The organism is Sinorhizobium medicae (genome assembly GCF_007827695.1).
GTDB classification, from domain to species: domain Bacteria; phylum Pseudomonadota; class Alphaproteobacteria; order Rhizobiales; family Rhizobiaceae; genus Sinorhizobium; species Sinorhizobium medicae.
The window spans coordinates 1-12,522 of record NZ_VITA01000014.1; the positions used below are offsets into that span (position 1 = coordinate 1).

Below are 12,522 nucleotides of genomic sequence, written 5' to 3' on the forward strand. Positions count from 1 at the left end.
ACCCGGGAGCAAAATGAATGAGGCACCGTGGTAACATCGGGGAGCATCGTTAGGTGCGGCAATACGTGATCTCAGCCAGATTGTCGCTCTACACCCCTGAGCAACCGTCGCGATCGAAGGAACGATACCTGAGGCGCATGATGTCACTGACGACACACTGTAGGGTGACGTTTGCTAGAGGTCACTATGCAATGCGCCGAGCCGGAAGTGCGCGAAAAGTCCTGCTCCGGTGTTCTTTGCCGTTGATTGATAACAAACGGCAGCCAGGCTGCGTCGGGGCTGACTCTTAAGAGGTTAGCCTTGATCGTCTCGAAACGGCTTGTTTCCCGCTTTACTACAATCTTTTAGGACGAAAGAAGCCCGGATCGTTGCGACCTGGGCTGAATCAATGTTCAAACTGTATTCTGATTGCAATATCAAACATCGACGCCGCAATACTTCTCCCCCTTCACCAATACAGGAAGCTCTAAGGGCGATTCAGGAAAGATCGGTCGTTGCAACAAGTATGTTACCCATAAGCGGTAGGAAAACAACCAAGATTAACGGGCTTCATGATTAATCATACTTATCTGATCTGATCTGATCTGATCTGATCTGGGCTGGAGATGGAGCCCTGTCGCAACCTCACGGCTCCAGTGTCGTTTACTGCGTGCCTATTGTCGCTGCCGCTTGACGCGCTTTCTGAAGGCTCCCGGCTTATCTCGGCCCGGAGCTTGAACAGACGATGGAGGGATCGGCTTCGGGGCGCAGTGCGTCTGAAATCATGGCCGCGTCGAGATTATGCGCCCCTTGCGTTGCTATGCGGCGACTAGGCTTGTAAAGTTGCCATCGCCTGAGAAGATCACGAGATGATCGGCGGTTACACCAACTCGAGGCGTCGAGGCTGGCGGCCTGCTCAAGGTTGGGGAAAATGCCTTCGACAAGTAAGCGGGGCTTGGTCGAGCCAAGCGGCCCGACCAGCCAATTGCTGCGTCTACACCCTTCAAGGTGCAGCCTAGTCGCTCATGATGCCGGCGTGCAGCGACGCGGTTACCGGGTGAAGCGTTATGCAAGGTGTCATAACTTTATCACGCTGCAGGTCTCGCAAACTTCACCTATGTGAGCGCTCAGCGTCGCCTCCGATCCGTACGAATACTGCGGAGATCGTGTTCTCGCTAGAGCGTGAGACGCCTACGCTGAAAGGCCGCATTCAAGCTCATTTGGCTGAGCACAATTTTGAGAGTTCATATCGCTTGGGCGCTTGAGAAAACTCGTCCAAATGCAAACTGAGGTCTTCGGAGACGCGTTTTCGATAGTTGCCCGCTGGCAGTCTTCGTCGCCGCAAGCGGTACCACTATCGCCCTGTTTTACACTAGCCGCTATCGCGGCTGGCCCGCAGCGGCCCGGTTCAGGAAAGGATACCTGCCCGGTGGATATCTGCTGCGTAGTCCACTTTTCGTTGTCGATAGCCTTTTCATCAAACGTATCGCCGAGAGTTTGCCCCATTGCAGTTCCGGCAAGCACAGTGAGCGATACCGCCACTATTGAAATCTTGATCATGTGTCCCTCCGAAACAAAGATCATCAGTACGGAACATTTGCTTGCTAATTCCGGGTCTCTCTCGAGAGCTAGGGATCGCGCTCCTGTTCTAAAGTTACGCTGCCCGCCAGCCTCCATCGGTCGTATTCGTGTATGGTTATCAGCCTTTACTTACCACGATCTCCTGAAGTTAGCACGGTTGCAGAACGTGTTGGTTACAGTTTGTGATCCGCAAACAAGTAGGCGTTCAATTTTCTCGTAGGTATTAGTTGGGATCACCTCCCGCATGAGCGTCAAGCGTCCCGCCGCCTCCGCGTGTGAGGATGCAGGCAATCCGAGGCGCCCTCATCCGTTCTGCCGGCCACCTTTCCCCGCCTGTGGAGCTGCTCAGCTTATAGCCACGGAACTCTTTCGAGCGGAACAAAGGTGGAGATGTGAACGCCGAAAGCAATGCACTTTGCGACGACGTCACGATTTTTCCCGACGAGAAAAGACCTGCTCCTCCTCATCTCCGGCGAGCAATTCCAGAGCAGTAAGGTCGCACAGCAGGAGCCTGCGTCCGCATCTCTCTATGAGGCCCCCCTTAGCGAGGACGCTCATCTCCCGAGAGACCGCCTCCCGGTGTGTGCTAATTGATGCCGCCAACTCGAAATGGGTGGGCGCCGGGTCAATGAATACTCGGCTGGTGGATTCATCCCGATCGTCCGCACGGCGGAGCAATTCGAGAATGAGACGCCTGCGCACCACTAAGGTGCTGAACTCGTAAACCCGGTCGGTCATATGCCTTATGCCCGACGAGAGGTGTTCGAGCAGGGCCCAGGAAAAATCCGGGTGGTCGGTGACCAGCCTTCGGAAGGCCGGCGCCGGCAATCTTGCTGCACGGGTTGCCTCAAGAGCCACGACACTGGCCGATCGCGCCTTCCCATCGATTGCAGACACTTCCCCGATGATGTCGCCGGGGCCGCGGTCGCCATAGAAGATCTCGCGGCCGTTTTCGGAAAAAAGGGTTACGCGGGCGCGCCCCTCCAGTATGAAGAAGACGTCACGCCCGCTTTCGCCATGCGCGACGATCAGTTCGCCAGGAGTATACAAGCGAACAATCCAATGCTTGAACAAGGCAGCGACGGCTGCTTCACCCAGCCTCGAAAGAAAATTAGGCGAACGCGTCATGGCCGTCGCTTCCGTTCGGACAAATCTACTCCCTTGACGGCAAAAGAAAATACGGACGACCCATCACGACCAGTGGCGCACCGCCTCGTTTAGCCAATTGCGTTACTGAACCTGTGCGAATTCTCACAGACGGCACCCGCCCCCGCCTCCTATTATTGGGGCATGGTCTTATTGGGACCTTTTGGCTGGGGAGAAAAACCATGTACAGATACAAAGTCCTCGCGGCGCTATGCGTAATGGCAGGCAACGCCTCCGCTGATGAACTCAAGGCCTTGCAAGGGGAAAGCATCGATCTCGGCGCTTATCACGGCGTCGTCTACTACACCGAAGGCGATAGGGGTTATCAAGTGGTCACCACGATCGCCGAGAATGCGTCGGGCTCGCCCGTGCGGTGCGAGGCAACGCTCGATGAGGGCCAAAGCCTCACGATTTCGACTCCGGGCGGTTTGAACGAGCCCAGCGAGGCTCTCGAAATCTCGCGTGCCGGCGGCAGGCTCCTCGTGACCAGGATCGATACCGCCCCGAAACTTGTTCGTGCCGGCCAGTGATTTTACGGCCCAAGAGATTGACAACTCGACTCCGGCAATGGTTGGGCGTAGGCAATTCCAGGCCCGGGGGAGTATGCGCGGGATCCTTGATGCCGTTGTGATACCGGCGCCGTACGCAAGAACTACAGGATCCTTTTGGCCGGTCTGGTAGCCTCATGCGGCCCGAGCAGCGACTCCGGCCGTGCCCATCTGGAGATGCCGGGCGAGCAGCCGGCATACGCCTATCTACGATGACAAAGCAAGCATCTATCTGCCGAAGGCTGTTCGCCGTGGTCGCCTGTGGCTTCGCGGTCGGTTCCTGGGAAACTTTGCAGGAGACTTCAGCCGCCGACAAGTTCTACAGGGTCATCGACGGCAAGGCCGATGGACCGACCTACAACGGGTACCGGCGTTATCATGCCAGCTGCAGCCATTGCCACGGCCCCGATGGGGTGGGTTCGACCTTCGCGTCCTCTCTCATCGACCGGCCCCGCGATATCGAGGAGTTCAGGCGCGTCGTCCGGAACGGCCAGAGCAGTAGCGGCACCTCGGTCATGAAGGGGTTCGCTGACGATCCCAATTTCGCTCTTTATATCGATGACATCTACGCCTATCTGCAGGCCCGCGCCGAAGGCGCTCTCGGCCGCGGGCGGCCAAAGAGATTGGAGCCGTAGAACCCGGGACGCCATGGTAGCTTGATGAGCCCAACGAGTAAAAGGCGCATCCGCGCTTCCATCTATCGTCCAGATGCACGATCTACGGATGCTGGCGTAGAAGAGGTATTCGCTCAAAGCCTACCGGCAGGCCGGTTATACCAGGAAGATGGGGGCAGGCGATTCAGCCTTCCGGGCGCGGTTTGTCAGGTCTAGTATGTAGGCGCAACAGGATTGGCATAACCCGCCAAACAGGCGAGAAACGGATCGTCCGCTGGCAAGCTGCTCCGCTTAGGGGGGCGAAGCCGCTTCCCCGTCGCCTGCCCGGTACGCGCCAGCGAGCGGGCAATGTCGATGATGTGGTCACGGCCGGCGGTCGGGCCGTCCCGATCCGGGAGTCGACGTCACTCGCCCGGACAGTGGGACTGTCATCGTCCAGAATAGCGATTGGAAGGCATGGAGCAATGGATTAACGAGGGAAGTGCCTGACCTCCATGCCCACGCGTTGGTACCCGCCGTGAACGCGTCGCCGGGAGGCGCTCATACCGAACCTTCTGCGCCGAATAGTTATGATTCAGATCAAATGCGACATTTGGAAAGGGCATCCGCATGACTGAAACGCCCGCGAAATCCAAAAGAGCTCTGACGAAGCGGGCGACCGCTACCGCGAAGACCAAGACCCGAAAGAAGAATGTGCCTTCCCCCCCTGCGGCGGTGGGCTCATGGGAGGACGATCCCGCAACGGCCGTGGGTCTGACGGTGCCGACACCAGATCTATCCAAGCTTCCCCTCGCGTTCTCGTTTCCAGCAGGAGGGCCGCCGCCAGCCATCTACGCACAAGGGACGTCTCAGTTCCGCTACTGGGCCACGGCAGCCGCGTTGAGGCGAGGCGCCGACTATTGGGCGAACCGGGTACCGTTGACGCAATGGTACGGGGGCCCGAATCTCAACGTCGTGCTCGACATGGGATTCGGTCTCGACGCCAACTACGACCGGACTGCGTTGAATTTCTTCCACGGTCCGGGTGTGACAGGAACGGTATTCACCTGCGAAAGTCCCGACGTAAGCTGTCACGAGGTGGGACACGCCGTGCTTGACGCGTTCAAGCCCGGGCTGTGGGGCGCCGCCAGCAAGGAGGTCTCGGCCTTTCATGAGTCCTTCGGCGACATCAGCGCCTTGATGTCGGCCATCCAGATTCCGTCACTGCGCACCGCGATCCTTTCCGGCAGTGGCGGAAACCTTTACACGACGTCGCGTCTCTCAAGGCTCGCGGAGCAGTTTGGGAGCGCTCTCCGCGCGCAGGATCCCGGCCTGGCCGAGGCGGACTGTCTTCGCAATGCGGTCAACTCCTTCAATTATCAGGACCCGACGACGCTCCCGAGTACAGCCCCCATGTATCAGCTCTCTTCGGAGCCGCACTCCTTCTCGCGTATTTTTACGGGCGCCTTCTTCGAGATTCTCGGGGTTTCGCTCGCCGCCAAGGCGGCCATTCCAGGGGGACCAACAGAGGCGGAACTGCTCGCCGTCGCCGACGACCTTGCCGGATTTCTCGTTCAAGGTGTCAAGTGTTCTCCAATCGTCCCCAATTGGTACGCCCAGGTCGCAGCAAACATGGTGGTCGCTACCCAGACGGACCCGACCTACGCGTCGATCGCCAAGGGCGTGTTCGTAGGGAGGAGCATCCTTTCCCTGCACTCCGTGTCGTCGCTCCCAATGATGTCGAATGTCAAGTCGCTCGCCGCGGCGGCGAAATCGGCGACCGCCGCGCTAGAGCCCCTCCCGTTGGTCGCGCTGCCGGCGTCCCATCATGGCATCGATGGCGTCCTCTTCGTGGAGGCCGCTGCCGAGCCGCTCAATAGTATTGTGAGCGCCGCCGACTTCAAAGCTGAGCCGATCGACCCCCCAAGCGCAATTGCGGCGGCCAAGGCCTTTGTCGACGATCTCTTCATGCGTGGCCAGATCGACTACGGCGCGGTCGTAGACCCGGAACGCCGGCTAGTGCGCAACCACAAAACTAAGACCCACGCGCTCGTCAAGGTCGACGGGGGCGCGCGTCTTGAGCGCCGACTTTTCAGCTGCGGCCTCTGTGCGCGCGGCGTCATTCACTAGAAGGGATAGGCTGGATAAAGCAGAACGAAAAACCCGCCAGACAAAACCGTCGTTGTGGCCAATGACGCGTCCAAGGTGTTCAAAAGGAATCGTCGAGGGGCAAGCAGTGGCGCCCACGCCCCGACGGAAAGCTTCCGCCGCGCGCCGCATCCTCCTCGGCAGCACCCCGAAGGCCTGCCGTTCCTCAAGCGGATGCGCTTCAGCCCCTTCTAGTCACTACAACTCAGACATCGCACTTGCGACCCGATGGGCGGGAGAGCCATCCGTGGAGCAAAGCGAATTGTCGTCTGAACAGGTCGTGGGCCGCTCTCCCCTCGACCCGATCCTCATCGTTTGGCCGGCACGAGATCGATCAATTTCTCAGCGAGCCGGTCGGGTTGACCGTTTGGTAGTCGCCAGCCTGGAAATTGCTTCTGGCGCCGGGGCAGACCGTAGCCCGATGTTACATCCTTTAACCACGCGGCAGCTCCGACGAAAGCAAATCAAGCGACTGCTTGGCCCTCGCCTCCCATGCCTTGGCCCCTTGCTCGCGCGCAAAAGAGATGGCCTCCTGAAACGATTCTTTCGCATCAGAGAGCCGCTGCGTCTGCCTTAGAAGTTCTCCCCGCAGACGAAGCAACTCGGACGTGTAGTAGTGCTCACCAGTACGCGCCGCGAGCTTGAGTGCCTGATCGAGGACCGCCGTTGCCTCGTCAGCCCGTCCCATTCGAAGGTAGCTATCGGCGAGCACGCCTAGATAGCATGTCTTATCGACCTCCTGCTGTCCCATATTGTCGCATATGTGCTTCATCTGCGCGAGGCCGGAGGCGTCTTGGCGACTTGCCACCTTGGCCCACCCGGAAAAGAACGAAGCAAAGTTCAGCCAAAGCTGGAATCCGTTGCGCTTCGCGAGCGGCACGAGGTCGTCCACCAGCCTCTGGAGCGTTGCTACATCCTGACGAAGAGACATCAGTATGCAGCCGTTACCCAGACAGGCAGCGAGGCGGTAGTCCGTTTGTCGGCGGGTCTCCGTTTCGGCCGCGTGAAACAACTCCATGGCCGCGTCGGCATCCCCCAAGATTTGCAGCGTCCACGAGAGATAAAGCATCGACATACTTGGAAAGTCGCTTCCGACCTCGTCGGCATGCTCGCGGTTTTCGAGAGCCTCCAGGAACACCTCTCGCGCCTGCGAAAATCTGCCGCGCGCGAAGGCGCACATGCCTCCGAACTGCAGTCCGAGCACGAGGGCCTTGATGTTGCCATCCCTGCGGCCAATCTCCTTAAGCCGGTTGCTCGCCCATTCCGCGTCCGAGAACCGGGCTGAGTTGAACGAAGTTCCGAACAAGCCGTCCAGGGCCCGAATCGCCGCCTCTGAGTCTCCGGTCGCCTCGCTGAGCCGCATGACATTCCGGTATGCGTCGCTGCCGTCCTCGGTGATATATCCATATGCCGCGTAGAGAACGTCGCCCCTTTCGAGTTCGAGGGTCAGCTCTCTGCTGTCGCGCATCTTCGAGGGCGGCATCCTGCGGACACATTCGATACCTTTCGCGAACATGTTCGCAGCCTCGACCTTTGCCCACGTCGCCCCAAGCTTCCGGCCCGCCCTGAGCCAGTAGTCGGCGGCGAGTTCGAACTGCGTCGCCTCGTCATAATGCTGCGCGAGGATCTCGGGATGCTCCACTACCATTGTCGGCTGGACGACCTCGATTGCCTTGGCGACGAGGGCATGAAGCTCTCGCCGCCTGTCCCGAAGCAGTGCCCCGCGGGCGGCCTCCTGCAGCAGACTGTGAGAGAAGGAGTACCGGGGCCAGTTGCTGAAGGGCTGCGGCGCGACGAGGCCGACGGCGACAAGTCGTTCGATCTGCGGCCGCAGCATCTCGCTCGAGAGACCGACAACATGGGCGAGCGTCTTCAGGTCGAATTCTCGGCCGATTACAGCGGCAGTCTGCGCGACCGTCTTCACGGCGCCGAGCTTGTCGAGACGGGACATGAGCGCGGACTGGAGGGAGACGGGGACGTCGACGTCGCACTCGGCCTTCGCCCCTGACCGTCCCGACGTATAGGGAGCAAGCATGAGGGCGGATCGGGCGAGTTCCTCAAGATAGAGGGGAACACCTTCGGCCTTGCTGAGAAGCGTCGCGACGACGCTGGAAGACAGATGGCCCCCTTCGACGACGTTCTGGACGAACTCGCCAGCCTCCTCGCGGGAGAACCGCTCGAGTGCAAGATGCGCCGCGACGGCGTTGTCGAAGCCAGCCTTCGTCTGCTTCTCGCGCGAGGTCACCAGGAGGAGCACTGAAAATTGCGCGACGTCGTGCGCAAGCGTCTGGAGGAGCTTGCCGGAGGACGGGTCGATCCACTGCTCGTCCTCCACGAAGAGCATCAGGGGTCCGGCGCTCGACAATTGCCGGAGCCAGCCCGAAAACACTTGGCTAATCACGGCTTCCTGCTGAGAGGAGGCAAGCCTGGACGGTTCATAGTCCGGTTCGACTGTCAGAAGGCGTGTGAAGATCGGATACGAGACCGACAAAGGGATGGTGCTCGACGACAGAGCGGCCCGAAGCCTATCAGACGACAGCAGCGCGTCCTCGGTAATTCCAACCTCCTGCTTGAACAGCCTTAGAAACGGATAGAGTGCGCTGTTGGCGAAGGCGGGGGCGCACTGCGCAACAAGCGCCTTCACTCCGGGAAAACTCCTCCCAACCTCGAAGAGCAGCCGCGACTTCCCTATCCCCGGCTCGCCGCTTATCAACGCGACGCGACCATGGCGGTCGGCTCGCACCGCGTCCCAGAGGGCCTCGACTGCCTGCAGTTCGCTCCTCCTTCCCACCAGCGGCGTCGATCGGAGTTCGCCCGCGAAGCGGTATTCTCTTGCGATTGGCTTGAGGGCGCGCCGGACGTGGACGGGATCGCTGAAGCCCTTCAGCGTCTTTTCGCCAATGTCGGCGTAAGCGAAGGCGCTTGCCGTCGCCCGGAACGTGTTCTCATCGACGAAGATTCCGTTTGGCTCGGCGATGGCCTGAAGTCGTTGGGCGAGATTCGGGACATGGCCGAATGCCACCGTCGAAATTCCGGCAGGCGCACCCTCGATGTCGCCCACGACTACTAGGCCGCTGGCAACCCCAATCCTCACCCCCAAGCGCGAACTGTCCGGCGTCTCTATCTGTGGCACCGCTGCCACGATGTCGAACGCCAAATGTACCGCGCGCTCCGCGTCGTTCTCCTCCGCTGCCGGAAAACCGAACAGGACCTGGAGCGCGTCGCCGACATAGTTCGCGACGAAGCCCCCATGGGTCTTTGCAAGCGCGCTGCATCGCGAGAGGAATGTCTGCGTGAGCTGGCTGACGTCTTCGGGGTCGAGCCTGGAGGCATACTCGGTCGAACCAACCATGTCGCCAATAAGGATCGTGAGCTGGCGGCGTTCGACTGGAGTCGGATCACTCCCTTGGGGCCGCACCGACCGGCCGAGCGCAGCGATGGCGGCGAGCAGCTTGCGGCGTGGGCCCAACGGGATGCCCAGCTCGCGCAGATCCTGCTCTGATAGCAGCGCAAGCGTGTCGAAATCGATCTGCGCGTCTGCGAATTTGCCCGCCAAGTGCTGCAATCCGATCTCGGCCAGCCATGTCGTGACGTCACTCATCGCCGGACCCGTCCAGTTAAAATCGAGCCGCACCTCAACTTGCGCATTTCTTCGGTTCAAGCTACTCTACTAGCCGACGTCATTCAACAACTTGAGTTTAGTCTGAGCGCGGTCCACATGGCGTGGCCGCGTATACTTGCAATGCTGCGAGAACGTCTGGTGCGGTCCGTTGGTAGTGCATTGAATGGCGTAAGGGGTCGGACCGGGCCCCCGGTGGGCAGCACGGAGGGGGTCAACATGAAAACATCCGGGATTTTCGGGGCTGCGGCCGTTTTCTTATTGCTTGCGGCATCGCCCGCATTCGCGGCCAATGAGTGCCCCGGGGCTAGCCAGATGCCCTGGAGGGACTACCGCGGCGGGTCATTAGTCGCGCCCACGCCGGAGGAACGGCACGACGTGATAGACCTGCTCTCCCAATATGCATGGACGATGGACAACCGCGATTTCAACGGACTGGCCGCTTTGTTCGTAGACACGGGGCAATACTTTCACTGCGATCCGGGCGATGTGAATGCCGTGCTCGCTATCTCGGCAGGATCGCTGGCCAAGCAATTCCAGACGATGTTCGCTAATCTCGCAGCTACGAACTCCATCGCCACCCGCCTGCTTAGCAACATCCTGATTGGGAAGAGGGAAGACGGCACCTTCGAGGTTGCTTTGACGGTCCAAGTGACAATTCAGACGATCGGGGTCAGCGCGGCACAACTCGACTACATGGCCAAGATATACGCGACTATAAAAAAAGACGGAGATCTGATGAAGTTCCTCACCCTCAAGGTCGCTCCGTTCCAGTCCGGCATACAGGCCAGCGCGCGTTGACCATCTGCGCGGCGGCAAACGAGGGAAGGCAACGTGGGGCGTCTCGTCCATCTCGCCGTAGCGATTGTGGTTGCTCTTTCTCTGCCGGATGGCTGGGAGGTCCCCACTCTGCGGGAGCTGCACGCCGGTCACATCGAGGAAGCCGCCCCCTACTTAATCCCCGACCCAAAAGCCGCAACGGCCGGTAACCGAACCGTGTCACCATACGACCTTCTTCTTCGGTGGAACGGCGACGTTTTGTGGGCTCCGGCGACGGCGAGCACCAATCCGGTGACGAAATTCGGCGACGAAACCAGATCGGTGTTCGGCCCCATGCCGGACGGGGTCTGCACGGGGCCGAACTCGAGGCCGATCGGTCTCGAGGTTGACGGAAACACCATAGGGCTTGAACCAAATGCCTCCAAGGCAGGCGCTCCGCTTGAATTTTCTCACCGTGACGTCGAAGGTCGCCTGGTGAAGTGGACGACTACCATCGAGCGGTGCGACAAGCCTTCGCTCGCAGGGGACGTGACTTTCTGCGCCATGAACTCGCGGGTCGGCCGGGTCGCGCGTGGCCATGTACAATGGCTGTTCCTGTGTCGGAAGTCATCCGAGAGCCTGGAAATCGAGGCGGATTCCTACTGGACAAAAACGGATCCACGGTTCTCCCGGTACAGCGCGATCGGATTCAACGACGTCACGGGTGAAATCGCATTTCTTGACGGCCGGAAGGACCGTTCCGTTTTCGACTGGAGAGGGCGCTTCCCCCCACCCGGCGGAGCGTCCTACGGCGACTTCGTCGCGCGGCGCGCTGCTGAGGACCTGTACGACGGAGGCGCCAAGGTCGATTGCGTACTCTGTCATGACAACAAGAAGCCCACCATTATCGATCCGCACATGCAACAGGCGAGGGTCGGCTTTTTCGAGGGCAGACACGATCCGCGCGCCGTGTTCAGTATGAGCAACTTCCTTCCGGGGCGCATCGCGAGGCAGGACCTGCCATTTCGCGTAATCGGTTCGGGATATGCGGCCGTTCATGCCGGCACGCTACTTGACGCCAGGTCCATCTTGATCGACGGCCATCCGTGCTCGGGCTGCCACAGCCTCACCTCCCTGGAATCGGGGCGCCGCTTCGCCGCCGACGCAACTGGAAAGACGCCTGTCATTCCGAACGCGACGGCGATGCAGAGCGCGGCGCTCTTCGCGCAAAAGGTAGCGCTTGGGCTCGTACAGAACCATAGGACCGAATGGGCCTCCGCGTCTGGAGCGGGCAGGATCAGTCCGTGGATGACACCCGAGCATGGTGGCAACCTATGGAAAGGCGTGCGAGCGCTAAATGACGAAGAATGGTTGCGTCTCAGCCTGTGCGCATGGGGCCTCGGGGGAAGCGAATGTAGATACAGGCCGCTGTTCACGCAGTGCCCGCCCCCGGGCGGTGGCGGTGACACCTTCGTGCCAACAGACCTTTCGGCCGACGTACTTTCCCACCTCGCCACTAAGAGCGGGGCCCAAAAGGTCTTGCGCCTTTCCTGGAAATACCTGAACGGTTACGGCTACGTGCCGGCCCGCGATGACGTACGCTTCAACGTGGCATTCGCGACGACGGACATCCCGCTGGACCGCGGCCCACCGGCCCAGCAGGAATATCCTATGATCGACGAGGCAAAGGAAATGGGCTTCGTCGCAGCGGCAGGAGGCGTCGGCCGCTCAGGATTGGCGACGCTCCTGAAAGACGTTTCGTTCGCCGGACATAAAAAATGGACAGATCCCGTGCCGTCCAACAAGGCGCGATTGTATTGGGTGGATATCCCGGCGGCATGCGGGAAACGATATCTTTTCAGAATTTTGCCCAAGCGGTTCTGCTTCGACAATTCGGGTGTCCGGTTCAGTGAGGCAGAATACCTCCTTCACAAGGACATTGATTGCAGCAGATAGTCCAGACGAGCTTGCTATCACGTCACAGCCTCTTGCCAGGCTTGGATCTCGGTCTTGCGGAGCGCATCAATGCGCGGCTGGCGGTGCCTCCGAAGGACCCTACGCCCGATCCCAAGACTGGCACCGTGAATCACCCGGAAATTGCGGCGTGCTCGCGAGCGAATTGGGGCGCGGGGCAGCTTGCCTCGGAATC

8 protein-coding genes are annotated in these 12,522 nt (G+C 60.1%); 5 read left to right on the plus strand and 3 right to left on the minus strand.

The annotated features are described in order from the left end of the window. Nucleotides 1-1,170: 1,170 nt before the first annotated feature. Both FB009_RS21855 and FB009_RS21860 read right to left on the minus strand, forming a co-directional pair. On the minus strand, nucleotides 1,171-1,539 hold the full coding sequence (locus FB009_RS21855; protein WP_186447674.1) for a hypothetical protein: 369 nt from the start codon (nucleotides 1,537-1,539) through the stop codon (nucleotides 1,171-1,173). A gap of 447 nt (nucleotides 1,540-1,986) precedes the next feature. Next, nucleotides 1,987-2,610 (minus strand): Crp/Fnr family transcriptional regulator, encoded by a 624-nt coding sequence (locus FB009_RS21860; protein WP_231234286.1) that lies wholly within the window; start codon nucleotides 2,608-2,610, stop codon nucleotides 1,987-1,989. Nucleotides 2,611-2,888: 278 nt separating this feature from the next. Here FB009_RS21860 and FB009_RS21865 point away from each other — a divergent pair, with 278 nt between their 5' ends. The 3 genes from FB009_RS21865 to FB009_RS21875 all read left to right on the plus strand — a co-directional run bounded on the left by FB009_RS21865 (nucleotide 2,889) and on the right by FB009_RS21875 (nucleotide 5,977). After that, nucleotides 2,889-3,236 (plus strand): hypothetical protein, encoded by a 348-nt coding sequence (locus FB009_RS21865; RefSeq protein WP_011970527.1) that lies wholly within the window; start codon nucleotides 2,889-2,891, stop codon nucleotides 3,234-3,236. 230 nt (nucleotides 3,237-3,466) lie between these two features. Further along, entirely contained in the window at nucleotides 3,467-3,889 is a 423-nt protein-coding gene (locus FB009_RS21870; protein ID WP_164820980.1) for a c-type cytochrome, read from the plus strand. Nucleotides 3,890-4,477: 588 nt separating this feature from the next. Then, nucleotides 4,478-5,977 carry a gluzincin family metallopeptidase gene (locus tag FB009_RS21875; protein WP_011970525.1) on the plus strand — a complete coding sequence of 500 codons (1,500 nt, stop codon included), beginning with the start codon at nucleotides 4,478-4,480 and terminating at the stop codon, nucleotides 5,975-5,977. A gap of 451 nt (nucleotides 5,978-6,428) precedes the next feature. Here the strand turns inward: FB009_RS21875 and FB009_RS21880 are convergent, their stop codons facing one another. After that, the gene (locus tag FB009_RS21880) at nucleotides 6,429-9,596 is read right to left on the minus strand and encodes an AAA family ATPase (protein WP_011970524.1); all 3,168 of its coding nucleotides are present in this window, start codon (nucleotides 9,594-9,596) and stop codon (nucleotides 6,429-6,431) included. 237 nt (nucleotides 9,597-9,833) lie between these two features. Here FB009_RS21880 and FB009_RS21885 point away from each other — a divergent pair, with 237 nt between their 5' ends. Both FB009_RS21885 and FB009_RS21890 read left to right on the plus strand, forming a co-directional pair. After that, complete coding sequence (locus FB009_RS21885) at nucleotides 9,834-10,415, plus strand: hypothetical protein (RefSeq protein WP_011970523.1); 582 nt, start codon at nucleotides 9,834-9,836, stop codon at nucleotides 10,413-10,415. Nucleotides 10,416-10,448: 33 nt separating this feature from the next. After that, nucleotides 10,449-12,329, plus strand: a complete 1,881-nt coding sequence (locus FB009_RS21890) for a hypothetical protein (protein ID WP_011970522.1) — start codon at nucleotides 10,449-10,451, stop codon at nucleotides 12,327-12,329. The last annotated feature ends 193 nt before the right edge of the window (nucleotides 12,330-12,522 follow it).

Coding starts and splice junctions, on each gene's coding strand:
- FB009_RS21855 (WP_186447674.1), bottom strand. CDS start 1,539: ATGATCAAGATTTCAATAGTGGCGGTATCGCTCACTGTGCTTGCCGGA.
- FB009_RS21865 (WP_011970527.1), top strand. CDS start 2,889: ATGTACAGATACAAAGTCCTCGCGGCGCTATGCGTAATGGCAGGCAAC.
- FB009_RS21870 (WP_164820980.1), top strand. CDS start 3,467: ATGACAAAGCAAGCATCTATCTGCCGAAGGCTGTTCGCCGTGGTCGCC.
- FB009_RS21875 (WP_011970525.1), top strand. CDS start 4,478: ATGACTGAAACGCCCGCGAAATCCAAAAGAGCTCTGACGAAGCGGGCG.
- FB009_RS21880 (WP_011970524.1), bottom strand. CDS start 9,596: ATGAGTGACGTCACGACATGGCTGGCCGAGATCGGATTGCAGCACTTG.
- FB009_RS21885 (WP_011970523.1), top strand. CDS start 9,834: ATGAAAACATCCGGGATTTTCGGGGCTGCGGCCGTTTTCTTATTGCTT.